Raw genomic sequence first — 22,119 nt, forward strand, 5'->3', positions numbered from 1 at the left:
GGGCCGAGTACTGCGAAGTGGCTGGTGCGGGTGCGGGCTCGTGGTGTTTCGGTGAGGTGGGCGTCGATGCGAGCGAGATTGATCGCAGCGCCGGTACGCTCACTTCCGGCCGCTGGGCCCGGGCGACGGCCGAACGCGCGGCGCAGCGGCTCGCCGCCGAGGAGGCGGCCGAGGAAGCCGAGCGGACGAAGGGGATGGTGGACGCCTGATGGAGCGCCTGGACAGCGGCGGGCACCCGGAGGGGAGCGGGAGCGAGGCCGGAGCGGCGGCCCGGGTCTGGCAGGGGATGAACGCCCTCGTGCTGGAGCGCTACGACCGCCGCAAGAGCGTCGCCGAAGCCCTCGGCATGAGCTTCAGCCGGGTCAGGGCGCTGCGCCGGCTCGTCGCCGGCCCGATCACCCTGCGGGAGCTGGCCGAGCGGCTGGGCGCGGACCCGCCGTACACCAGCGTCATCGTGGACGACCTGGTGCGGCGCGGCCTCGCCGAGCGCATCACCAACCCGGTCGACCGGCGCTCCAAGCTGGTCCACCTCACCGAGGAGGGCGAGGCGAAGGCCGCGATCGCCACCGGGATCCTCAGCACCCCGCCCGACGCGCTGCTCGCGCTGCCGCCGGAGGACATCCGCGTGCTCGACCGGGTGGTGGCGAGGCTCCTGGGCTGAGCCGCCTCTGCCGACCCGTTCGGGGCTCCGCGCCCGCGGCGGAAGGGCCGTCACCGGACCCGCTCCGGTGACGGCCCTTCAGAACTCCGGGGGGGGGGGAATTCCCCGACGGGCGCGGTTACTTCGCGCCGAAGGCCTTCTCGATGTCCTCGACGACCTTCTCCGCCGCGATCGGGCCGGAGCTGCTGCTCCACACCTGGCCGTCGACGCCCATGAGCTGGTTGGTGCCGACGGCCTTGAGGCGGGTGAAGGCCTCCTGCTTGCGGGCGGTCTCCAGGGCCTTCTCGCCCTCGGCGTTCAGGGTGGCGACGAACACCCGGTCGGCGTCGGCCTTGTTGAGGTTCTCCAGGGACAGCGGGTCCGAGTGGGGCTGGGCGCCCAGGCCGTCGGCGATCGGCATGGTGCCGGCGCCGGCCTTCTTCAGCAGGTCGCCGGGCATGTTGGTGGTGTTCATCACGATCGGCCCGTTGGGCATCCAGCGCATCACCACGGCGCTGCCGCTCTTGCCCTCGCCGGCCTTGGCGGCGCGCTTGTCCAGGGCGTCCAGCTTGGCGGCCAGGTCGGCCTTGTGGCCGAGCGCGTCGCCGTACACGGCGAGCACCTCGCGCCAGTCGCCGGCCTTGGGGACGATGGTCGGGGCGACCGCCGAGAGCTTGTCGTACTGGGACTTCTCGATGCCGGAGGAGGCCAGGATGAGGTCCGGGGTGGCCTTCAGGATCGCCTCGAGGTTGGGCTCCTTGACCGTGGCGACCAGCGGGATGCCGTCGGCCTTCAGGTAGGCGGGGGCGGTGGTGCCGCCGCGGCTGGAGCTGGTGCCCACCGGGGTGACGCCGAGCGCGAGGGCGGTGTCCAGCGAGGTGTCGCCGAGGGCGATGACCCGCTTGGCCTCGGCCGGGACCTCCACGGCGCCGAAGGCGGTGTCGATGCTGCGCTTGCCGCCCTTCGCGGCGGCGGTGGACGAGGAGCCGGAGTCACCCGCGGACCCGCCGGACCCCGAGGAGCCGCACGCGGTCAGGCCCAGGGAGAGGGCGCCGACCACGGCCGCGCCGAGCAGGGTCTTGGTAAAGCGGGTGCCAAGCATGGGTGTTCTCCGAGAAATGGTAGTTTACGGGCGAACCGTTTTTCTGAGGTTAGCCTAACCATACGTAAGGCCCTGACGGGGAGGCCCGGTGTGACATTCCGATCACTCCTGCTGCGCGGACTGCTGCCCGCCGGCGCGATACTGCTGCTCGCCGTACTGGCGAGCCTGCTGCTCGGCGCGGGCGACGTGGGACCGTCACGGGCGCTCTCCACCCTGCTCGGTGACGGCGACTCCGACTCCCGGTTCACCGTGTTCCACCTGCGCGCCCCGCGCACCGCGGTGGCCCTCGCGGTGGGACTCGCGCTCGGCGTGGCCGGCACCGTCCTCCAGGCAGCCGCCCGCAACCCGCTGGCCGAGCCCGGCCTGCTCGGGGTCAGCACCGGCGCCTCCTTCGCCGTCGTGATCGCGATCGTGCTCGGCGCCAGCGCCGCCAGCGTCGGCCCGTACGTCGCCGTACTGGGCGCCGGCGCCGGCTGCCTGCTGGCACTCGGCGCGGCCCGGCTGCGCGGCACCGGCGACGACCCCGTCCGGCTGGTGCTCGCCGGCGCGGCGCTGAGCGGGCTGATGAACGCCGGCTCCTCCGTGCTGCTGCTCTCCGACGCCCGGGCCGCCGACGAGATCCGGTTCTGGACCATCGGCTCGGTCGCCGGCCGCGGCACCGACCAACTGCTCGCGGTACTGCCGGTCCTACTGCTCGGCCTGGTGCTGGCGCTGCTCTCCGGCCCGGCGCTGACCGCGCTCAGCCTCGGCGACGACGTCGCCACCGGCCTCGGCCACAAGCCCCGCCGGGCCCGCGCCCTCGCGGTGACCGCCGTCGCCCTGCTGGTCGGCGCCGCCACCGCGATCGCCGGACCGGTCTCCTTCGTCGGCCTGGTGGTGCCCTTCGCCGCCCGGGCCCTGGTCGGCCCGGACCTGCGCCGGCTGCTCGTCGTCTCCGCCCTGCTCGGGCCGGCCGTCGTGCTGCTCGCCGACGTGGCCTCCCGGCTGGTCGCCCGCCCGTACGAGATGCCGCTCGGCGTGATGACCGCCCTGTGCGGCGCCCCCGTGCTGGTCGCCGTCGTCCGCTCGCACCGAATGCCCGCGCTGTGAAGGCCCCCGTGAAGACCGCCGCAGAGAACGACGCAGAGAACGCCGTGGAACCCGACGCCCCCTCGGCCGCGACCCGGCGGCCGGCGCGGCCCGTGCCGCCCGGCACCCGGCTGCTCGCCCTGGGCGGCCGCTCGGTGCTCGTCCCGGTCCGGCCGCTGCTCGGCTGCACCGTCCTGCTGCTCGCCGTGGTCGCGGTGACCGCCGTCTGCCTGGCCGTCGGCGAGACGAACCTCGACCCGGTGACCGCCCTGCGCGCGGCCTTCGGCGACGGCACCGCGCGCGACGTGCTGCTGGTGGAGAAGCTGCGGCTGCCCCGCGTCGAGGCCGCACTGGCCGTCGGCGCCGCCCTCGGCGTCGCCGGCTGCCTGATGCAGACCCTCGCCCAGAACCGGCTGGCCACCCCGGACACCGTCGGCTTCAACGAGGGCGCCACCGCCTTCGCGGTCGCCTCCGTCACCGGCGTCGCCACCCAGCTGCTGCCCTCCGCCGCCGCCCTGGCGGGCGCCGCCACCGCCGCCTCGCTCGCCTTCGCCCTCGGCGGCGGGGCCGGCCGCAACGGCTACCGCTTCCTGGTCGTCGGCCTCGGCATCGGCGCGGTCTTCGGCGCGGTGACCAACCTGATGCTCTCCCGCGCCGCCATCGACTCCGCCAACGCCGCCTACGCCTGGACGGTCGGCACCCTCAACAGCCGGGACGCCGACGCCGTCGGCTACCTCGAACTCGGCCTGCTGGCCTGCCTGCCCGCCGCCGTGCTGCTCGGCCGCCGGCTGTCGCTGCTGCGCTTCTCCGACGCCGTCGCCACCGGGCTGGGCGTCCGGGTGCGCGGCCTGCGGGTCGGCGTCCTGCTGGTCTCCGTGGTCTGCGCGGGCCTGGCGGTGGCCGTCGCCGGACCGCTCGGCATGATCGCGCTCGCCGCGCCCGAGGCCGCCCGCCGGATCGCCGGACCGCGCTGCGTGCCGGTGCTCACCTCGGCCGTCGCCGGAGCCGCCTTCACCCTGCTCGCCGACCTGATCGGCCGCACCCTCCTGTCGCCGCTGGAGGTGCCGGCCGGCCTGGTCACCGCCGTCGTGGGCGGCCCGTACCTGCTCTGGCTGCTGCTCACCACCCGTCCCCGGAGGACCGCATGACCGCCCGCCCCGCGACCGCTGAATCCCCCGGGACCGTGACGGCCACGGTCGGAGCGCCCCGGCTGGCGACCAGCGCGCTCAGCCTCGGCCACGACCGCACCATCGTGGTGCGCGAGCTCGACCTCGAACTGCCGCAGCGCCAGGTCACCGTCATCGTCGGCCCGAACGGCTGCGGCAAGTCCACCCTGCTCGGCGGCCTCGCCCGGACTATCGCCCCGCGCTCCGGCGCCGTGCTGCTCGACGGCAAGCCGCTGACCTCGCTGTCCACCCGCGCCATCGCCCGGATCATCGGCCTGCTGCCGCAGTCCGCCACCGCCCCGGACGGGCTGACCGTCCGCGACCTGGTCCGCTACGGCCGCCAGCCGCACCAGGGCCTGCTGCGGCAGTGGTCCGCCGCCGACGCCGAAGCGGTCGAGCACGCGCTCGCCGCCGCCGACCTGCACGAGCTGGCCGACCGCCCGCTGGACACCCTCTCCGGCGGCCAGCGCCAGCGCGCCTGGATCGCCATGGCCGTCGCCCAGGACACCGACATCCTGATGCTGGACGAGCCGACCTCGGCGCTGGACATGGGCCACGCGCTGGAGGTGCTGGAGATGGTGCGCGGCCTGACGGCCGAGCGCGGCCGCACCGTCGTCCTCGTCCTGCACGACCTGACCACCGCCTGCCGCTACGCCGACCACATGGTGGCCATGCGCGACGGCCGGGTGGCCGCCCAGGGCGCGCCGCGCGACATCGTCACCCCGGAGCTGGTGCGCGAGCTGTACGGGGTGGAGAGCGTGATCCTCACCGACCCGGTGCACGGCACCCCGGTGGTCTGCCCGGTCGGCCTCGCCCCCCGGGTGCGCTGACGTCGGCGGGCCGGTCAGCCGGTCAGCCGGCCAGGCCCGGCAGCACCAGGGCGCCCGGCAGCTCCGCCAGGGCCCAGCCGGGCAGGATGAGCTTGCCCCGGCGCCGACCGCTGCCGACCAGGACGTACGGGGCCGCGGCCACCGCCTCGTCGATCAGCAGCGGCCAGCCGCCGGGCAGGCCGACGGGGGTGATGCCGCCGTACTCCATGCCGGTCAGCTCGACCGCGGTGTCCATCGGCGCGAAGGACGCCTTGCGCGCCCCCAGGTGGGTGCGCACCGCCTTGTTGACGTCCACCCGGGTGGTGGCCAGGGCCAGGCATCCGGCCAGGGTCACCTCCCCGGCGCGCTTGGCGGCGACCACCACGCAGTTCGCGGAGAGCTCCGGCGGCACGTCGTAGGCCGCGCAGAACACGGCGGTGTCCGCCTGCTCCGGGTCGCTGTCCACGTAGAGCACCGAGGCGGCCGCTCCGGGCGCGTCCCAGTTCTTCAGCGCGTCGGCGACGGGCGCGGCGAGCTCCGCGCCGAGCTCCAGGGCCGGTACGGCGGTGGCGAAGTTCCCGAACGGCGGGGCGGTGGACTCACTCATGGACCGGACTGTAGCGCGCCCGGCCACCCGGTCGGCCGTACCCGGCTGCCGTCAGCCGTACGGGAGGAGCGCGGTCAGCCGTACGGGACGACGGCGACCGGGCAGTGCACGTGGTGGATCGCGGCGTGCGCCACCGGGCCGAGGTGGTGGTGGCGCAGCGGCATCCGCCGGATGCGGCGGCCGACGACCAGCAGCCGGGCCGTCGCGGCGGCGTCCACCAGCTCGACGGCGGCCTTGCCGCGGATCAGGTCGGTGCTCACCGTCACCTCGGGGTGCCGGGCCTGCCAGGGCTCCAGGGCCCGGGCGAGGCCGTCGTGCTCGACGGCCGAGACCTCGCCCTCCAGCCCGCCGATCGCCCCGTAGGACATGTACTCGCTGCCGGCCGGCGGGGACCAGACGTGCACCACGCGCAGCGGCGCCGAACGGAGCGCGGCGGCCTCGAAGGCGAAGGCCAGCACCTCGTCCGCCGGGTGCGCCAGGTCGAGGCCGACCGTCACCGCGCCGTCCGGTTCGTCCCCGCCGGCCCGGATCAGCACCACCGGGCAGTCCGCCCGGCGCAGCACCTCCTGGCTCACCGAGCCGACCAGGAAGCCGCGCAGGGTGCCCAGCCCGCGCGAGCCGAGCACCAGCAGGGCGGCCCCGTGCGCGGCGGCCTCCAGCGCCTCGACGGGATCGCCGGCCACGGAGTCGGCGGTGACCTCGACCTCCGGCGCGAGGGTGCGCAACTCGCGCTCGCGCTCGGCGAGTCGTGCCAGTGCGGAGTGGTCGCCGGGCCTGCTCCCGGGGGCGATCTGCTTCGGCCGGGGCCAGGCCTGGAGGACGTCCAGGCGCAGGCCGCGGCGCTGCGCCTCGTGGGCGGCCCAGGCGGCGGCGGCCAGGCTCTCGGGTGAGCCGTCGAATCCGACGACGACGGGTCCGGTCACGGCGTGCTCCTCGGTTCCGGTGCGGCCCCAGCCCCCGGAGGTCTCGGTGCGGCCAGTATCCGCGCCGGCCCGGACCGGCGCCTCCCGGAGCCGTCGCCGGTCGCGGTGGGTGACGGGACGGGCCCGGTTCCGCCGTCCGGCTGGTCGGCCGGGCGGCGGCGCGGCACGCCCGGGCCGGGCGGGGGCGCCGGGCTAGGGTCGGCCGAACCGCCGTGTGCCGGTCGCGCCGTTCCGAGCGCTCCGCCCCAGCCGGTCCTTTCAGCCCGGGAGAACGATGCCGAGGGTCCCCACGTTCCGCTCGCGGTGGGCGGGCGCCGCCGCCGGACTGGCCGTGCTCGCCGCCGCCCTGGTGGGCTGCGGGGACGGTGGAAGCGGCGGCCCGGTCACCCTGAACTGGTACAACTTCCCGGACGACTCGGGCGCCCTCCAGCAGGCCGCCGACCGCTGCGGGCAGCAGTCCGGCGGCCGCTACACGATCCGCTACAACAAGCTGCCGCGCGGCGCCGACGGCCAGCGCCAGCAGCTGGTGCGCCGGATGGCGGCGCACGACACCGGCGTGGACGTCCTCGGCCTGGACGTCACCTGGCCCGCCGAGTTCGCCGAGGCCGGCTGGATCCGCGAGTGGACCGGGGCGATGCGCGAGCGGGCCACCGCCGACACCCTCGACGCGGCGGTGCGGACCGCGACCTGGCGGGACCGGCTGTACGCCGTGCCGTACAACTCCAACACCCAGCTGCTCTGGTACCGCGACGACCTGGTGCCGACCCCGCCCGCCACCTGGGCGGAGATGCTCTCCCAGGCCCGGGAGCTGGACCGCGAGGGCAAGCCGCACCTCGTGGAGATCCAGGGTGCCCAGTACGAGGGGCTGACGGTCTGGTTCAACACGCTGGTCACCAGCGCGGGCGGGTCGATCCTCACCCCCGACGCCCAGGGGCCCGCGCTCGGGGCGCCCGCCGTCACGGCCGCCGGGGTGATGCGCGACCTGGCGGCCTCGGTGGCCGCCGACCCCTCGCTGTCGAACCAGATGGAGGACCAGAACCGGCTCGCGATGGAGTCCGGCACGGCCGCCTTCGAACTCAACTACCCCTTCGTCTACCCCTCGATGAAGGCCAACCGGCCGGAGCTGTTCCCGCACTTCCGCTGGGCGCCGTACCCCGCGGTGAGCGCCGACCGCCCCGCCAGCGTCACCATCGGCGGGATCGACCTCGCGGTGGGCGCCTACAGTCGGCACCCCGACCTCGCCGCCAAGGCCGCGCTCTGCCTGCGCGACCGGGACAACCAGCTCACCAACGCGCTGAAGGGCGGCCTCCCGCCCTCGCTGCGGAGCCTGTACGAGACGGCCGAGCTGACCGCCAGCTACCCGTTCGCCGCCGACGTGCTGGCCGCCCTCGACTCCGCCAGCGTGCGGCCGCAGACCCCGGCCTACCAGAACGTCTCCATCGCGATCTCGCACACCCTCTCCCCGCCCGCCGGCATCCACCCGGAGAAGGACGTGGCCGACCTCCGCGGGCAGATCCGGGACGCCCTCGGTTCGAAGGGGCTGATTCCGTGACACCGCCCGTTCCCGGGCCACCGCCCGCTCCTGGGACGCCGTCCGTTCCCGGGCCACCGCCCGCTCCCGGGTCACCGCCCGCTGAGGCCGCTGCCGGGGCCGCCGCCGGGCCGGGACCGGCCGGGCCCTCGCGCGGCGCCCGCCAGGAGAGCCGGCTGGGCCTGCTGCTGTGCGCCCCCGCCGTGGTCGTGATGCTCGCCGTCACCGCCTACCCGATCGGCTACGCCGTCTACCTGTCCCTGCAGCGCTACGACCTGCGCTTCCCGGCCCAGGCGCACTGGGTCGGGCTCGCCAACTACGGCGCGGTGCTGACCTCGCCGTTCTGGTGGCAAGCGCTCGGTGTCACGGTGCTGATCACCGCGGTGTCGGTGGCCGTCGAGCTGGTGCTCGGCCTGGCGCTCGCCCTGGTGATGCACCGTACGGTCTTCGGGCGCGGGACGGTGCGCACCGCGGTGCTGGTGCCGTACGGGATCGTCACCGTCGTCGCGGCCTACTCCTGGCAGTACGCGTGGACCCCGGGCACCGGCTACCTGGCCGCCCTGCTGCCGGAGGGCAGCGCCCCGCTGACGGAGCAGTGGCCGGCCGTCGGTCTGATCATCCTCGCGGAGGTGTGGAAGACCACCCCGTTCATGGCGCTGCTGCTGCTCGCGGGCCTGGCCCTCGTCCCGGACGAGACGGTCCGGGCGGCGATGGTGGACGGCGCGAGCTCCGGGCAGCGGCTGCGGCTGGTGATCCTGCCGCTGATGAAGCCCGCGATCCTGGTCGCGCTGCTCTTCCGGACCCTGGACGCCTTCCGGATCTTCGACAACATCTACGTGCTGACCAGCGGCTCCAACGGCACCGGCTCGGTGTCGATCCTCGGCTACGACAACCTCTTCACCGCGCTCAACCTGGGCATCGGCTCGGCGATCTCGGTGCTGATCTTCGTCTGCGTGGCGCTCATCGCGCTGGTCTTCGTCAAGCTGTTCGGCGCGGCCACGCCCGGCGCGGAACCGGAGCAGCGATGAGCGGCCGGCCCGCCCGGGCCCTGACCGGCTGGGGCATCGCCAACCTGGTGGTCGTGCTCTACGCGCTCTTCCCGGTGTGGTGGATCGTGGCGCTGTCCTTCAAGGACCCGAGCACCCTCTCCGACGGCGCCTTCGTGCCCCGCCGGTGGACCCTGGCCAACTACCGCGGCATCTTCCAGACCTCGGAGTTCACCCGCGCCCTGGTCAACTCGATCGGCATCGCGCTGATCGCCACCACCGTCGCCGTCGCGCTCGGCACCATGGCCGCGTACGCGGTGGCCCGGCTGCGCTTCCCCGGCAAGCGGCTGCTGATCGGGGTGTCCCTGCTGATCGCGATGTTCCCGCCGATCTCGCTGGTCTCGCCGCTGTTCGGCATCGAGCGGGCGCTCGGCCTGTTCGACACCTGGCCCGGGCTGATCATCCCGTACATGACCTTCTCGCTGCCGCTGGCGATCTACACGCTCTCGGCGTTCTTCCGGGAGATCCCCTGGGACCTGGAGAAGGCGGCCAAGGTGGACGGCGCCACGCCGTGGCAGGCGTTCCGGCTGGTCATCGCGCCGCTGGCGGCGCCGGGGGTGTTCACCACCGGCATCCTGGTCTTCATCTTCTGCTGGAACGACTTCCTGTTCGCGATCTCGCTGACCTCCACCACCTCGGCCCGGACGGTCCCGGCCGCGATCGCCTTCTTCACCGGGAGCTCCCAGTTCGAGCAGCCGACCGGCTCGATCGCGGCGGCCGCGGTGATCATCACGATCCCGATCGTGGTCTTCGTGCTGCTGTTCCAGCGCCGCATCGTCGCCGGGCTCACCGCCGGCGCCGTCAAGGGCTGAGCCCGACATCGAGTTTTCCCAGGATGGGTTTCCCAGGAAGAGCCCGCCCCACCCGGCGGGCCAGGAAGGCGGACCGTGGCCGAGATCGTCCTCGACGGCATCACCAAGCGCTACCCCGACGGCGCCCTCGCCGTCCGCCACGTCGACCTCACCATCGCCGACGGCGAGTTCGTGATCCTGGTCGGCCCCTCCGGCTGCGGCAAGTCCACCACGCTCAACATGATCGCCGGGCTGGAGGACATCACCGAGGGCACCCTGCGGATCGCCGGGGAGGTGGTCAACGACCGCGCGCCCAAGGACCGCGACATCGCGATGGTCTTCCAGAGCTACGCCCTCTACCCGCACATGAGCGTGCGCGACAACATGGGCTTCGCGCTGCGCCTGGCCAAGGTCGACAAGGCGACCATCGCCGCCAAGGTCGAGGAGGCCGCCCGCGTCCTCGACCTCACCCGGCACCTCGACCGCAAGCCCGCCCACCTCTCCGGGGGGCAGCGCCAGCGGGTCGCGATGGGCCGGGCGATCGTCCGCGACCCCAAGGTCTTCCTGATGGACGAGCCGCTGTCCAACCTGGACGCCAAGCTCCGGGTGCAGATGCGCACCCAGATCGCCGCCCTCCAGCGCCGCCTGGGCACCACCACCGTCTACGTCACCCACGACCAGGTCGAGGCGATGACGCTCGGCGACCGGGTGGTGGTGATGCGCTCCGGCGTCGTCCAGCAGGTCGGCTCGCCGCAGCAGCTGTACGACGAGCCGGTGAACCTCTTCGTCGCCGGGTTCATCGGCTCGCCCGGCATGAACTTCCTCGGCGCCGCGCTGGAGCACGGCGCCCTGCGCACCTCGCTGGGCGACCTGCCGCTGGACGACCGCACCCGGCGCGCCCTGGAGGGCGCGGACGCGCCGCGCGAACTGGTGGTCGGCATCCGCCCCGAGGACTTCGAGGACGCGGCCCTGGTCGAGGGGCACGCCGGCGGGGTCACCGTCACCGTGACCGTCGAGGTCCGGGAGTCGGTCGGCTCGGACGTCTACGTCCACTTCGCGGAGGAGGGCGGCCCGGCGGCGGCCCGGGGCCCCGGCGGCCTCGCCGGACTGGCGGAACTCGCCGAACTGGCCGAGCTGGCCGAACTCGCCGCCGACTCGGGCCGGGCCGACACCGGCATGCGGGAGCACCGGGTGGTCGCCCGGCTGAACCCCGCCACCCGGGCCGCCGAGGGCGGCCCGCTGGACCTGCGGGTGGACACGGCGCGCATCCACGTCTTCGACCCCCGCACCGGGGCCAACCTGACCCACCCGGAACGTTCGTAGCGTGGTACGGAAGGCCCAACCCCCGGCCGGCGCGCGGTGTGCCTGACCGTTGCCGTACCGGACCCGACTTACATTGCCCGGTTATGGGAGAAAATGTCGGAATCAGTCGCCGATCGGTGCTCAAGGCCGTCCCCGGAGCCGTCCTCGCGGCCGGCTCCGGCGGGATCCTCGCCCGGCCCGCGGTGGCGGCCGCCGCCTTCCCGCAGCCCGTCGTCCGGCGCGCCCGGTCGGCCTCCGGCGGGCCGGCGGCGGTGCTCGAGCAGACGCTCGACGTACGGTTCACGACGCTCTCCGTCCCGGGCTACGGGACGGTCACCACGCGCACCTACAACGGGACCATCCCCGGGCCGACCCTGCGGGCGCGCGCCGGGGACGTGCTGTGGCTGACCCAGGTCAACGGGCTGCCGCCGAACCCGGTCGAGCCGGCCGGTTCGACCGGGATGTCTGGCATGTCGGGGATGTCAGGCCCGGCGCGCCACGGCGGCCACAACCGGCCGCAGCGCCTGAACACCTTCAACCTGCACACCCACGGCCTGCACGTCTCGCCGTCCGGGCGTGCCGACAACATCCTGCGGGAGTTCCCGCCGCGCACCGCCGACGAGGCCGCGGCCGGCGCCCCGGAGCCGCGGTACCTGACCATCGTCCAGATCCCGGCCGACCATCCGGCCGGGACGTACTGGTACCACCCGCACGCGCACGGGGCCACCGCCGAACAGATCGCCGGAGGGATGGCCGGGGTCATCGTCATCGAGGGCGACGTCGACGAGGTGCCGCAGATCAAGGCCGCCGCCGACCTGGTCGTCTGCATCAACGAACTCCGGGTCAAGGGCGGCAGGGTCCCCGACTTCACCTCCGGCGACGCCCTGGCCGCCGTCCCGCCCACCTTCGCCGTCAACGGCGAGGTCAACCCCGTCCTCGTGCTGCGCCCTGGTGAGGTCCAGCGCTGGCGCCTGGTCGCGGCGACCGCGTTCACCGCCCTCTCGCTCCAGGTCGCCGACGGGGAGCGGAAGTTGACGCTGCATCAGATCGCCATGGACGGCGTGACCTTCCCCGCGCCGGTCGCCACCGAGGTGGTCCCGCTGGGCGTGGGCAACCGCGCCGACGTGCTGGTCCGGGGCGGCGAGGCCGGGACGTACGAACTGCGGGCCAAGGGCGTGCCCGTCCCGCTGATGACGATCGAGGTGGCGGGGGAGGCCGTCCAGCCGCCCATGGAGCTGCCGACCTCGCTGCCGCAGGGCATGCCGTTCCTCGACGAGAAGGACATCGCCAACCCCGGCGGCGACCGCAGGGTGGTCTTCCACGTCGACCCGAAGGTCTTCGCCCAGCCGTTCCCCAACGCCTACCGCGTCCTCGGCAGCCACCCGACCCCCGCGGCCGACCCCGGTGGCGACCTCACCCGCGACCCCGCCTACGGCCTGTTCGACCCCGAGTACGTCAACCACACCCTGGAACTCGGCACCGTCGAACGGTGGACCATCCACACCGACGAGACCATGCCGATCTTCCACCACCCCTTTCACCTGCACACCAACCACGTCCTCGTCACCCACCGCAACGGGGAACGGCTCGACCCGCCGGTGTGGCAGGACACCGTCGACCTGACCGGCGGCAAGCCGGGCGACACCGTCACCCTCCTGGTCAAGTACGAGGACTTCACCGGCCGCACCGTCCTGCACTGTCACCAGCTGCAGCACGAGGACCTCGGGATGATGCAGCTGGTCGAGTACGTCCGGCCGCGACGGCCGGAGCCGGCCGGATGGCCGGGGTGGCCCCAGCAGCCCGGGTGGCCGGGGTGGCCGGGCCGGCCTCGTCCGCTCGATCACTGAGCGCTGCCGGGCGCCGGCGCCGGCGGCGCAGGAAAGCTCCTGGAACGTGCGTTCGGAGCCGGATCCCGGGGTAGAACCAGTCGTACAGCGGCCGTGCGATTCCGGCTGCTCCAGCACCTCGGGCGGTGCCGCCGGGGCCGGTGCCACCGGGGCCGCGCCCGCAGTGGCCGGGCACGGGTCCCGGGGGAGAAGTCCGTGACACGCCGCACGAGGTGCGGGCCGTACGTGGCGCCGGGCGCTCACCCCGGCGCCCAGGAGCGATCACGTGTCCGTCCACCTGGAAACAGCCGGCTGGGAAGCGGCCCCCTCGGGCCTGCCGCCCGACCTCCCGCGACGGCCCACGGCGGCCGAACTCCGCCGCATGGGGAAGTCCGAGGCGCGGGAGCTGAGCGACGCGCTGTTCGAGCGGCTGGCCGGGCTGGCCCGGGAGACCCGCGCCTACAGCTACGTCCGCGGCACGATCATCGAGCTCAACATGCCGCTGGTGCGCTTCATCGCCGCCCGCTTCCGCCACCGGGCCGAGGACATGGAGGACATCCTCCAGGTCGGCACGATCGGCCTGATCAAGGCCGTCGACGGCTACGACCCGCGGCGCGGCGTCGAGTTCGTCACCTACGCGATCCCCACCATCACCGGCGAGATCAAGCGGTTCTTCCGCGACACCTCCTGGCCGGTGCGCGTCCCGCGCAGCATGCAGGAGCTGTACCTGTCCGTCGCCCGCGACTCCGACCGCCTGGAGCAGGAACTCGGCCGGCAACCGCGGCCCGAGGAGATCGCCGAGGACCTGCACCTCACCGTCGAACAGGCCACCGAGGGGCTGCTGGCGGGCCGGGTCTACCGCCCCAACTCCCTGGACGCGCTGCGCGACCAGGACACCGAAGAGACCGGCAGCGCCCTGCTCGACCGGCTCGGCGGCTGCGACCCCGGCATCGAACTCGCCGACTTCCGCACCGCCGTCCGCCCGCTGCTGGCCCGCCTGCCGGAGCGCGAGCAGACCGTCCTCAAGCTGCGGTTCTGGGACGGGTGCACCCAGTCCCGGATAGCGGACCGGATCGGCGTCTCCCAGATGCACGTCTCCCGGCTGCTCAGCGCCACCCTGGCCTGGCTGCGCGAGGAACTGGAGGACCGGGACGCGCCTGGGTGGGGTGATGGGGAGCCGGAGGCCGTCGCTTCCGGGGTCGGGGGCGAGGGCGGTGCCGAGGGTGGGCGCGAGGGCACCGGCTGAGGCGGTGGGGCGGGCCGACGTGCGGGGCGGGGACCCGGGGTGCGGTTTCGCTGCGTGATCGGCGCATACTTTCCGTAAACACACGGAGGTGCTCATGCCCATGGTGGATGTCGCTGCCCTCGGCCGACTGGTCGCGGAGTACGAGGCCCTGTCCCCGTCGAGCTCGCCGGAGGCCCGGCAGCGGTTGCGCGACGTCTGCTACACGATCGGCATCTACACGGGCGAGGCCGACGCCGTCCGCGCGGTCGCCCGGGCCCGCATGCTGCTGGCCCGTCAGGGCCCGGCCGACGGCGGCGGGGCGGCGGCCGGAGCCCCGGCGACCGACCGGGCCCGGGCGGCGCTCCTCGCCGAACTCGGCGACCTCGCGGCCCGCGAGCGGGTACGGGCCGCGCCCCTGCCCAGCCTGCACGACGTGGTGCAGCTGACCAGGGTCACCGTCCCGGACTGCGTGGGCGCCGCCGTGAGCACCTGGCACGACGACGGCTCGGTCGAGACCTTCGCGGCGACCCCGTCCTACCTGCTCGCCCTCGAACGCGCCCAGAGCGGGGCGGACGCCGGCCCGCTGCCCCGGCTCCGCCGCCAGGGCGAGGGCCAGATCGTCGTCCGGCTCGACCCCGGCCGGCCGGACCGGTTCGCCGACCGCGCCCGGCGCTGCGGCGTACGGGCCGTGGCCGGCGCGCACCTGCGCACTCACCCGCACGGCTGCACCGTGTTCAGCGCCTACCTGCGCACCCCGGTCGACCCCGGCACACCGGCCCTCGGGCTGGTGGAGGTGCTCGCCCTCCAGGCGTCGGCCGCCCTCGACCGCTTCGCGCTGTCCCGGGCCGTGGCCGACCTGCTCGACCGCCGGCACGCCACCGGCCTGGCCATCGGCCTCACCGCCGAGCGGTTCGACGTCACCCCGCACGCCGCGCTGAGCCTGCTGGTCGGAGCCGCCCAGCGACTGGGCACCGACCTCGCCACGGTGGCCCGGCACCTCGCCGACGGCGACCGGCCGCGTACCGCGCCCGGCGAGCGGAACGGCTCGTAGCGCGGGCGGGGGACGGTTGCGCCGGTGCCGGACGGGCAGGCGTACAGGAAGGGGGCGGAAGGCGTGCAGACGGGCGCGCGCAGACGGGCAGGAAGGCCCCGGCCGCGCCGTACGAGGAGGTCGTCATGAGCATGGTGAAGGAATCCGTGGACGTGGCCGTCCCCCTGCACGCCGCCTACAACCAGTGGACGCTCGCCGAGGAGTTCCCGCGCTTCATGGAGGGCGTCGACTCGGTGAGCCGGCTCGACAGCCGCCACAACCACTGGCAGACCAGCATCGACGGCGTCACCCGCGAGTTCGACACCGAGATCGTCGACCAGGAACCGGAGGAGCTGATCGCCTGGCGGGGCATGGACGGCGAGGCCGAGCGGAAGGAGGTGGTGACCTTCCGGCGGCTCGACCCGGGCCACACCCGGGTCACCCTCGCCGTCGACCTCCGGCCCGCGGGCCCGGGGGAGCAGGCCGCCGACGTCCGGGGCGAGGTCGACCGGCGGGTGAAAGGGGACCTGAGGCGGTTCAAGGAGTACGTCGAGGAACGCGCGCGGGGGAGGGGCGGGGCGGGGTGAGCCGGCTCCGCCGGCCCGCGGCAGCCCCGTCAGCCCGCGTCGGCCCTCGCGTCGGCTCGGCGGAGGCCGCTCCAGTGCGCGAACGCGGCCACCGAGCCCAGCGCGGGCAGCGCCGCCGCCGCGAAGATCCCGAACAGGTACTCGCCCGACAGCGCGGTGAACGCCAGCAGCAGCACCTGCACCCCGGCCGTCGCCGCCAGGAGCCTCCAGCCGGGCCGCGGGCGCCAGACCCCGCGCACCGCCAACGCGTTGACCCCGGCCATCGCGAACCCGGCGGCCCCCATCACGTACGGCACCCACTGCGGCTTCGGCGCCACCTCGTCCTCGAACCCGATCCCGTTGTAGAACAACGGGACCGCGATGCAGAAGAACATCACCACCGCCACCGTCTCCAGGATCAGCAGCACGGTCGTCGCAGCCCGCGACAGCCAGGAGAGAGCGGTCATGGTGGGGAGCCTTCCGGGAGTTCGGTGTTCTGTACTGCGACGCCCGGGGAGCCCGGACCGCAGCGGTCCATCGCCACTGGAGGCATGGCACGACCGCGCGACGGGCACGTCCCATGACGCCGCCCGACCCGGCGGCCTCGGCACCGCAGCATAGTCAAGAAATGGCAAAGGCTGTAGTGCGGTGCAGGTCGGAGGGCGTCCTCCCCGCAGGCACGGGGGCGGCCACTGAAGGGGACGGTTCGGCCGCCGATGCCGAAATCCGGTCAACTCGGCCGCCCAGGCGCAGGAGTTCGTCCGCATCGCGGGCGTACGGGGACGGCTGCTCCTAGGCTCGTCCGGACACCGTGGCGTGAGGGGGAGTGCCGTGGCCCGTAGGCCTGTTCGGCGACGTCGGTCGACCGTCGCCCGCCGGTTGAAGCAGAACACGCCGCTGCTGGGGGCGGCCGCGCTGGTCGCGGTCGTGCTGGGCACGCTGGTGGTCCAGTGGCTGGCCCAACACCTGCTGCTGGTCGCCGCGTTCCTCATCGTCGGCGTGGGAGCGGGCGCCGCCGTGCTGCGCTCGCGGGTGCGGGCCCGGCAGCGGGAACTGGACGCGCGGACCGCCCGACTGCGGCACATCGGGCCGTTCCTGGCGATGACCCCGAAGGCCTTCGAGCACGCGCTGGCGGACCTGTGCCGCCGGGACGGCTGCACGAAGGTGAAGGTGGTCGGCGGGGCCGGCGACCTCGCGGCGGACGTCCTGGCCACCACCCCCGCCGGGCAGCGGATCCTCATCCAGGCCAAGCGGTACGGGCCGAGGACGTTCGTCGGTTCCCAGGACGTCCAGAAGGTCAACGGCACCTACCGCGACGTGCACCACTGCGACCTGGCCGCCGTGGTGACGACCAGCTCCTTCACCAAGGCCGCCGCCGCGTTCTGCGCCCAGGTCGGCATCCGCGCCGTCGACCAGCGGGCGCTCGCCCTGTGGGCGGACGGGCGGGGCGGGGCACCCTGGGTGTGAGTCACCGGGACTCGGGTAGTCCGTCCATGCCGCCCGCTCTCCCAAGGCGGTGGCTGTCGGAGGGTCCGCCTAACCTGACGGCGAGACGGATATCGGAGGCCGTCCAGATGGCGAAGAGCAGGACGGGTGCGGGGCATGAGTGTGGACTTCTTCTGGCGGCGGGTGGACGGAACGGTGCTGGACGAACTGTCGCCGACGGAGCTCCGCGCCCTGGTGCCCGGCTGGTCCGATGACGACTTCGGCCCTCTGTACGCGGCCGGTGCGGTGCTGGCCGTGGAGCGCAACGGATACCTGATGCACGTCGCCTTGATGAAGGCGGTCGGCGGTGCGGGCCCGGACTTGAGAGCGGCCCAACTGCCGGTGTTCGGTGGTGAGGAACGGACGGCCGTCGAGGGAGACCCCGACTGCGACGCAGAGTTCGGCGAGATGGCGGTCTGGGTGCTTCGACCCGATGAGGTGCGGACGGCATCGGCTTTCCTGGACGCGGTGGGCGTCGACGAGTTGGTGGGGACCGTGGACGCCGTGCTGGCGGACGAGGTCGCGTCGCTCGGGTTCGCGACCCCGTGGTCCGAGGCGTGGGCCGGTGATTTGAGCGCCGACCTGCGCGCGCTGAAGGACTACTTCGCCCAGGCGGCCGCTGCCGGCGACGCGATGGTCAAGGTCGAGGCCGCGTGACGAGGAGGATCACGCGGTGTTCCGGGCTCAGAGCTGCCGGCGGGTCCGGCTGATCCGGCGGAATGTCAGAGGGATACTGTTGAGTGTGCGCCATGTCCGTTCACGAACTCATGGCCGTCCTTCCCGAACCCCAGGAACTGCGAGCCCGCTGCCGCGCGGTGGCGTTGCTGGACACGATCGTTTCTGCGCCCGGCGGCCCCAGCCACACGTTCGTGGCCGACTGGCGTCCGGGCGTCGACCTGGCCGGGATGGACAACGGGTCCGGTGACCAGTACGACATCGTCTTCGGTCCGGACGGGGTGTTCCTCTACGGCTTCGACCATGAAAGCGACGCCTCCCCGTGGCGGGAGGACGAACGCGCGCACTGGCCCGGTCTGCTGGACGGCCTGCCGGAATCGCTCGCGGAGTTCGCGCAGGCGCCCGAGTTCCAGTTCGACGGGTTCTTCGACGCGACCGTGTGTGCCTGGTACGAGGCCGGGTCCGGCGGATGGCGGCGCGGTCCGGTCGAATTCGCCGAGGGGGAGACGGACGGCGCTGATTGGCTGTTCGACATCCTCACCGGTTCCGATCCCGCGCAGGCGTTCATCGACTTCGCGGAGGAGTATCACGAACGGCCCGTCGACCGGGAGGCGGTGGAGGCCGTGCTGAAGGGTGCTCCGCTCGACCGCCGTATGGTCGCCGCGCTGTCGGCTACCGCGAGCTTCGACGCCGTCGCGGCTCGGGCCCATGCGGTGGGCTGGGCCGTGGCGGACGACTGAGGTGGTGCATGGCTCTCGTCAGAGCTGTGGCTGCCGACTGCCCCGCGCGTGTGGGGAGAAGCCTTGGCGATCTGGGGTGGCCGGAGGCTAAGGCATCGCTGTCCTCAATCACGCCAAGCGAGTTCCCCCGTTGAGTGGTCCTCAGCGTCGGCGGCGGGCTGGGGCGGGGTGGGTCCAGCCCCACCCCTGGCCGGGGTGCAGGTGGATTCTGTCGTCGCGCCGCCGTCCCTAGCGTTGAGCGCGTGCCGTCCGAGGTTGCGGGCGGGCGTGGTGATGCGGGAGGGCGAGGTGCGGGGAACGGTGCGCGCGGGGCGGGGGTTCCGGTGTTGCGGCTGTCGGGGTTGGGCAAGCGGTTCGGGGCGCGGTGGCGCTGGGAGGTCGGTCTTCGCGCCGGCCAATCGGAGCTGGTTCCTGGCCCGGTACCTGCCGTCGGCGGTCGGGTTCGTGCTGGGGGCGTGCCGGCTGACTCGCGGTCAGCGGGGGGTGGTGCCCGGGGGGACGTCCGAGCGGACGGCTGCGATCATGAACGGCGCGTACGACCGAATCCGACCGGAGGCCCCGTGAGCAGCCCGCAGACCCCAGCCGCCCGTGAGCCGGACACCGCCGAACCGGGTCGCGGCGCCGCGCGCGAGCTGCGCGCCGCCGTACGGGCGCTCGGGCGGCTCGCCGCCTTCACGCTGCTGATACCGGTCGGGGTGGGGCTGACGGCGGCCTTCCTGCTGTCGTTCGTGATCTGGGGCTGCCTCGGGATCTTCCCGTTCTTCCCGACCGCCACCCGGATGGTGCGCTCCGCCGCCGGGGCCGCCCGGTGGGCGGCCGGCCACTGGTCGCAGGTGCCCGTACCGCCGCCGTACCGGCCGCGCCCGGCCCTGGAACGCACCCTCCACGGCTGGTACTGGACCGGCCACGACTACCACCGGAACCGCTGGTTCGCCGGCATGTCCCTCGACGTCCGCTGGCTCTGGACCGACCCGGCGACCTGGCGCGACGTCCTCTGGGTGCTAGCCGACCCGCTGGTCGGCGGCGGCATCGCGGCCCTGCCCGTGCTGCTGGTCGGCGCCGGCCTGTACGGGGTGGTCCAGGCGCCGTTGCCGTACGACCTGCCGTTCGGCGGCCCGGTCGCGCTGCTCCTCGGCCTCCTCGGCCCGGTGTCGATCGCCGCCGGACTCGCCCTCGCCCGGCCCGCGCTGCGCCTGCACGGCCGGTGGACCCGCGCCCTCCTCGGCCCCACCGAACGCTCCCGGCTCGCCCGGCGGGTCGAGCAGCTCACCGAGATCCGGCTGGACGCCACCGAGGCCCAGGCCGCCGAACTGCGCCGGATCGAACGGGACCTGCACGACGGCGCGCAGGCCCGACTGGTCGCGGTGAGCCTGCGCCTCGGCGCGGTCGCGGCACTGGTCGACCGCGATCCGGGCCAGGCGAAGCAGGTGGCGACGGACGCCCAGGAGAACGTCACCCAGGCCCTCCAGGAACTGCGCGACCTGGTCCGCGGCATCCACCCGCCGGTGCTCGCCGAACGCGGCCTCGTCGAAGGCGTACGGGCGCTGGCACTGGACGTCCCGCTGAAGGTCGAGGTCCGGGCCGAACTGCCCGGACGGGCCGAGGCGCCGGTGGAGTCGGCGGTCTACTTCGCCGTCAGCGAGGCGCTCACCAACGCCGTCAAGCACGGCGAGGCCCGGCACGCCACCGTGCACCTCACCCATGCCGCCGGACTGCTCCGCGCCGAAGTCACCGACGACGGCCGCGGCGGCGCCGACCCCGACGGGGGCAGCGGCCTGCGGGGCATCCGGCGCAGGCTCGCCGCGTTCGACGGTACGCTCACGCTGACCAGCCCCCCGGGGGGTCCGACCAGGCTGATCATGGAGCTACCGTGCGTGTTGTCCTCGCCGAGGACCTCGTCCTGCTGAGGGACGGCCTCTCCCTGCTGCTCAGTGCCCACGGGCACGAGATCGTCGCAGCGGTGGAGAGCGGCCCCGAACTGGCCGCCGCCATCGCCGAACACCGCCCCGACATCGCGGTGGTCGACGTCCGCCTGCCCCCCACGTACACCGATGAGGGCCTCCAGGTCGCGCTCGCCGCCCGCCGCGAACGGCCCGGCCTGCCGGTCCTCGTGCTTTCCCAGCACGTCGAACAGCTCTACGCCCGGGAGCTGATCGCCGACGGCACCGGCGGCGTCGGCTACCTCCTCAAGGACCGCGTCTCCAAGGCCGACCAGTTCGTCGACGCCGTCCACACCGTCGCCGCCGGCGGCACCGTCATGGACCCCCAGGTCATCTCCCGCCTCCTCGCCCGCAACGCCGACGACCAGCCCCTTGCCCTCCTCACCCCGCGCGAACGCGACGTCCTCGCCATGATGGCCGAAGGCCGCTCCAACGCCGCCATCGCCCAACGGCTGCACTTCAGCGAGGGCGCCGTCAGCAAGCACACCTCCAACATCTTCGCCAAGCTCAACCTCGGCGCCTCCGACGACGACAACCGCCGCGTCCTCGCCGTCCTCGCCTACCTCGACGGGACGCGCACGCCCTGAGGCGACGTGCGACGCCCACGTGCCCGGAGTTTCTGTCGCGCAGGGGACCGATGTGCCCGCGATGGTGATCATTTAGGAGTACATGGCGAATGTACTGAACATTCTCCTGACTCCCCATCAGGTGTAAGATGCGGCAACCATGGTTCCGCGCCGAGAGCAATACCAATGGGGGCAGGCATGGCTCGCCGATGGGAAGCCGATCCTTCCGCTTCGTTGCAGAAACGCCTCGGGAAATCCGCCAAGGAACTGGGATCGTCCGACGGAAAGGACGAATGCCCGGACATCTGGCAGCTCTCGAACGGCGATGTCGCCGTCATCGGTCGCGATCTCACGGAGGACTACCGCGGGCGGCTTCCCGAAGGCGTCGTCCTGGGCCCGGGTGAGCGGCTCGTCGTCATCCCCGGCCTCATGGTGAGCACGGCGAAGGCGGACATCCCGGATGCCTGATCGGAACGCCCCCGAGCTGCGGCCCGAGTGGGGCGAGCTCCTCGCCCGGGACGACTACAAGCGTGACTTCCGCGAGCGGGACGCGCTGATCCGCGGCCGGGACTCATGGAAGTTGGAGCGACGCCAGTACTTCGAGGAGCAGGGCAGTCCGAGCTGGGAGGCCGCCCGGCGCGGCGACTGGGGCGAGGCGCTGCGACTTCTGGAGGACCGGCGCCCGGCGCTGCTCGCGATCGGGCGGGAGGACGCGGCGCGGCGGTCCTTCTTCCACCGGGTGCGGGTGGTCGAGCGGCCGTGGACGGACTACCTGCGCTGGCAGCTGCACTCGCTGCGGATCCGAGCCGAATGCGGGGAGCGCGTCCGTATGGTCGACGCCGTGGAAATGGCCGATTCCGAGGAATTCGGACAGCTGCCGGAAATCGTCGTTCTCGGCGGCCGTACGCTCTATCAGGTGCGGTATTCGGAGGCGGGAATTCCGGCCGGTGCGATCAGGTACACCGATCCCGGTCTCGTCCTCCGGTGGGAGGGATATCTCGCGGATCTCCACCGGGTGGGCGAGGACGTTCTGGCGTACTTCGAACGTGAAGCCGCACACCTCCTCCCACCCGCGTAGGAA

At 73.7% G+C, this 22,119-nt stretch carries 23 protein-coding genes and 1 pseudogene; 20 read left to right on the forward strand and 4 right to left on the reverse strand.

The genetic code is table 11. The features are described 5' to 3' along the window. Together ACFU7Z_RS03255 and ACFU7Z_RS03260 are read left to right on the forward strand one after the other, a co-directional pair. Nucleotides 1–209: pseudogene (locus ACFU7Z_RS03255) on the forward strand (hypothetical protein); the annotation flags it as partial. Beyond that, a complete protein-coding gene (locus ACFU7Z_RS03260; RefSeq protein ID WP_380775618.1) occupies nt 209–661 on the forward strand; it encodes a MarR family winged helix-turn-helix transcriptional regulator in 453 nt (150 codons plus the stop codon). The pseudogene ACFU7Z_RS03255 and the gene ACFU7Z_RS03260, both read left to right, overlap by 1 nt. Before the next feature lie 118 nt (nt 662–779). Here the strand turns inward: ACFU7Z_RS03260 and ACFU7Z_RS03265 are convergent, their stop codons facing one another. Next, the gene (locus tag ACFU7Z_RS03265) at nt 780–1,742 is read right to left on the reverse strand and encodes an ABC transporter substrate-binding protein (RefSeq protein WP_053112312.1); all 963 of its coding nucleotides are present in this window, start codon (nt 1,740–1,742) and stop codon (nt 780–782) included. Nucleotides 1,743–1,832: 90 nt separating this feature from the next. Here ACFU7Z_RS03265 and ACFU7Z_RS03270 point away from each other — a divergent pair, with 90 nt between their 5' ends. Genes ACFU7Z_RS03270 through ACFU7Z_RS03280 form a run of 3 tightly spaced genes read left to right on the forward strand, consistent with a single transcriptional unit; the run spans nt 1,833 to nt 4,806 of the window. Further along, nucleotides 1,833–2,831: an iron ABC transporter permease gene (locus ACFU7Z_RS03270; protein ID WP_079272857.1), complete on the forward strand. Its 999-nt coding sequence runs from the start codon at nt 1,833–1,835 to the stop codon at nt 2,829–2,831. Between the two features lie 8 nt (nt 2,832–2,839). Further along, complete coding sequence (locus ACFU7Z_RS03275; protein WP_380775619.1) at nt 2,840–3,958, forward strand: FecCD family ABC transporter permease; 1,119 nt, start codon at nt 2,840–2,842, stop codon at nt 3,956–3,958. Then, nucleotides 3,955–4,806, forward strand: a complete 852-nt coding sequence (locus ACFU7Z_RS03280; protein WP_380775621.1) for an ABC transporter ATP-binding protein — start codon at nt 3,955–3,957, stop codon at nt 4,804–4,806. The genes ACFU7Z_RS03275 and ACFU7Z_RS03280 overlap by 4 nt, the downstream gene beginning before the upstream one ends. Nucleotides 4,807–4,828: 22 nt before the next feature. Here the strand turns inward: ACFU7Z_RS03280 and ACFU7Z_RS03285 are convergent, their stop codons facing one another. After that, on the reverse strand, nt 4,829–5,392 hold the full coding sequence (locus ACFU7Z_RS03285) for a YbaK/EbsC family protein (RefSeq protein WP_049656611.1): 564 nt from the start codon (nt 5,390–5,392) through the stop codon (nt 4,829–4,831). A 74-nt stretch (nt 5,393–5,466) separates the two neighbouring features. Continuing rightward, complete coding sequence (locus tag ACFU7Z_RS03290) at nt 5,467–6,315, reverse strand: universal stress protein (RefSeq protein ID WP_380775623.1); 849 nt, start codon at nt 6,313–6,315, stop codon at nt 5,467–5,469. Nucleotides 6,316–6,589: 274 nt separating this feature from the next. On the opposite strand from ACFU7Z_RS03290, the gene ACFU7Z_RS03295 reads away from it, so the two are divergent. The 8 genes from ACFU7Z_RS03295 to ACFU7Z_RS03330 all read left to right on the forward strand — a co-directional run bounded on the left by ACFU7Z_RS03295 (nt 6,590) and on the right by ACFU7Z_RS03330 (nt 15,653). Further along, complete coding sequence (locus tag ACFU7Z_RS03295) at nt 6,590–7,867, forward strand: ABC transporter substrate-binding protein (protein ID WP_380775625.1); 1,278 nt, start codon at nt 6,590–6,592, stop codon at nt 7,865–7,867. 155 nt (nt 7,868–8,022) lie between these two features. After that, the gene (locus tag ACFU7Z_RS03300; RefSeq protein ID WP_380775675.1) at nt 8,023–8,874 is read left to right on the forward strand and encodes a carbohydrate ABC transporter permease; all 852 of its coding nucleotides are present in this window, start codon (nt 8,023–8,025) and stop codon (nt 8,872–8,874) included. Next, nucleotides 8,871–9,704: a carbohydrate ABC transporter permease gene (locus ACFU7Z_RS03305; protein ID WP_375875480.1), complete on the forward strand. Its 834-nt coding sequence runs from the start codon at nt 8,871–8,873 to the stop codon at nt 9,702–9,704. Before ACFU7Z_RS03300 ends, ACFU7Z_RS03305 begins: the two co-directional genes overlap by 4 nt. Before the next feature lie 75 nt (nt 9,705–9,779). Beyond that, a complete protein-coding gene (locus ACFU7Z_RS03310) occupies nt 9,780–11,006 on the forward strand; it encodes an ABC transporter ATP-binding protein (protein WP_380741019.1) in 1,227 nt (408 codons plus the stop codon). 83 nt (nt 11,007–11,089) lie between these two features. Then, nucleotides 11,090–12,832 (forward strand): multicopper oxidase family protein, encoded by a 1,743-nt coding sequence (locus ACFU7Z_RS03315; protein ID WP_380775627.1) that lies wholly within the window; start codon nt 11,090–11,092, stop codon nt 12,830–12,832. A 265-nt stretch (nt 12,833–13,097) separates the two neighbouring features. Further along, a complete protein-coding gene (locus tag ACFU7Z_RS03320; protein WP_380775628.1) occupies nt 13,098–14,057 on the forward strand; it encodes a SigB/SigF/SigG family RNA polymerase sigma factor in 960 nt (319 codons plus the stop codon). A 100-nt stretch (nt 14,058–14,157) separates the two neighbouring features. Further along, complete coding sequence (locus tag ACFU7Z_RS03325; protein ID WP_380775630.1) at nt 14,158–15,087, forward strand: DUF5133 domain-containing protein; 930 nt, start codon at nt 14,158–14,160, stop codon at nt 15,085–15,087. A 125-nt stretch (nt 15,088–15,212) separates the two neighbouring features. Continuing rightward, nucleotides 15,213–15,653, forward strand: a complete 441-nt coding sequence (locus ACFU7Z_RS03330; RefSeq protein WP_380775632.1) for an SRPBCC family protein — start codon at nt 15,213–15,215, stop codon at nt 15,651–15,653. A 29-nt stretch (nt 15,654–15,682) separates the two neighbouring features. Here the strand turns inward: ACFU7Z_RS03330 and ACFU7Z_RS03335 are convergent, their stop codons facing one another. Next, complete coding sequence (locus ACFU7Z_RS03335; RefSeq protein WP_380775633.1) at nt 15,683–16,099, reverse strand: hypothetical protein; 417 nt, start codon at nt 16,097–16,099, stop codon at nt 15,683–15,685. A 412-nt stretch (nt 16,100–16,511) separates the two neighbouring features. Here ACFU7Z_RS03335 and ACFU7Z_RS03340 point away from each other — a divergent pair, with 412 nt between their 5' ends. From ACFU7Z_RS03340 to ACFU7Z_RS03370, 7 genes are all read left to right on the forward strand, one after another. Further along, nucleotides 16,512–17,099, forward strand: a complete 588-nt coding sequence (locus tag ACFU7Z_RS03340) for a restriction endonuclease (protein ID WP_380775635.1) — start codon at nt 16,512–16,514, stop codon at nt 17,097–17,099. A 135-nt stretch (nt 17,100–17,234) separates the two neighbouring features. Then, nucleotides 17,235–17,774: a hypothetical protein gene (locus tag ACFU7Z_RS03345; RefSeq protein ID WP_117486830.1), complete on the forward strand. Its 540-nt coding sequence runs from the start codon at nt 17,235–17,237 to the stop codon at nt 17,772–17,774. A 92-nt stretch (nt 17,775–17,866) separates the two neighbouring features. Then, nucleotides 17,867–18,532, forward strand: coding sequence for a hypothetical protein (locus ACFU7Z_RS03350; protein WP_380775637.1), 666 nt, complete (start codon nt 17,867–17,869; stop codon nt 18,530–18,532). Nucleotides 18,533–19,092: 560 nt separating this feature from the next. Next, entirely contained in the window at nt 19,093–20,439 is a 1,347-nt protein-coding gene (locus ACFU7Z_RS03355) for a histidine kinase (RefSeq protein WP_380775639.1), read from the forward strand. Then, nucleotides 20,403–21,059, forward strand: a complete 657-nt coding sequence (locus ACFU7Z_RS03360; protein WP_049650944.1) for a response regulator transcription factor — start codon at nt 20,403–20,405, stop codon at nt 21,057–21,059. The genes ACFU7Z_RS03355 and ACFU7Z_RS03360 overlap by 37 nt, the downstream gene beginning before the upstream one ends. A gap of 177 nt (nt 21,060–21,236) precedes the next feature. Beyond that, a complete protein-coding gene (locus ACFU7Z_RS03365) occupies nt 21,237–21,506 on the forward strand; it encodes a hypothetical protein (RefSeq protein WP_049650950.1) in 270 nt (89 codons plus the stop codon). Continuing rightward, entirely contained in the window at nt 21,499–22,116 is a 618-nt protein-coding gene (locus ACFU7Z_RS03370) for a DUF6879 family protein (protein WP_380775642.1), read from the forward strand. The genes ACFU7Z_RS03365 and ACFU7Z_RS03370 overlap by 8 nt, the downstream gene beginning before the upstream one ends. The last annotated feature ends 3 nt before the right edge of the window (nt 22,117–22,119 follow it).

Origin of the sequence: Kitasatospora sp. NPDC057518 (assembly GCF_042802075.1) — a bacterium.
Classification (GTDB): domain Bacteria; phylum Actinomycetota; class Actinomycetes; order Streptomycetales; family Streptomycetaceae; genus Kitasatospora.

Bases quoted from the DNA above. Each gene is read 5' to 3' on its own strand.
- ACFU7Z_RS03285 (WP_049656611.1), bottom strand. From the start codon at position 5,392: ATGAGTGAGTCCACCGCCCCGCCGTTCGGGAACTTCGCCACCGCCGTA.
- ACFU7Z_RS03335 (WP_380775633.1), bottom strand. From the start codon at position 16,099: ATGACCGCTCTCTCCTGGCTGTCGCGGGCTGCGACGACCGTGCTGCTG.
- ACFU7Z_RS03305 (WP_375875480.1), top strand. From the start codon at position 8,871: ATGAGCGGCCGGCCCGCCCGGGCCCTGACCGGCTGGGGCATCGCCAAC.
- ACFU7Z_RS03315 (WP_380775627.1), top strand. From the start codon at position 11,090: ATGGGAGAAAATGTCGGAATCAGTCGCCGATCGGTGCTCAAGGCCGTC.
- ACFU7Z_RS03325 (WP_380775630.1), top strand. From the start codon at position 14,158: ATGGTGGATGTCGCTGCCCTCGGCCGACTGGTCGCGGAGTACGAGGCC.
- ACFU7Z_RS03345 (WP_117486830.1), top strand. From the start codon at position 17,235: ATGAGTGTGGACTTCTTCTGGCGGCGGGTGGACGGAACGGTGCTGGAC.
- ACFU7Z_RS03370 (WP_380775642.1), top strand. From the start codon at position 21,499: ATGCCTGATCGGAACGCCCCCGAGCTGCGGCCCGAGTGGGGCGAGCTC.
- ACFU7Z_RS03265 (WP_053112312.1), bottom strand. From the start codon at position 1,742: ATGCTTGGCACCCGCTTTACCAAGACCCTGCTCGGCGCGGCCGTGGTC.
- ACFU7Z_RS03365 (WP_049650950.1), top strand. From the start codon at position 21,237: ATGGCTCGCCGATGGGAAGCCGATCCTTCCGCTTCGTTGCAGAAACGC.
- ACFU7Z_RS03295 (WP_380775625.1), top strand. From the start codon at position 6,590: ATGCCGAGGGTCCCCACGTTCCGCTCGCGGTGGGCGGGCGCCGCCGCC.
- ACFU7Z_RS03350 (WP_380775637.1), top strand. From the start codon at position 17,867: ATGTCCGTTCACGAACTCATGGCCGTCCTTCCCGAACCCCAGGAACTG.
- ACFU7Z_RS03330 (WP_380775632.1), top strand. From the start codon at position 15,213: ATGAGCATGGTGAAGGAATCCGTGGACGTGGCCGTCCCCCTGCACGCC.
- ACFU7Z_RS03260 (WP_380775618.1), top strand. From the start codon at position 209: ATGGAGCGCCTGGACAGCGGCGGGCACCCGGAGGGGAGCGGGAGCGAG.
- ACFU7Z_RS03280 (WP_380775621.1), top strand. From the start codon at position 3,955: ATGACCGCCCGCCCCGCGACCGCTGAATCCCCCGGGACCGTGACGGCC.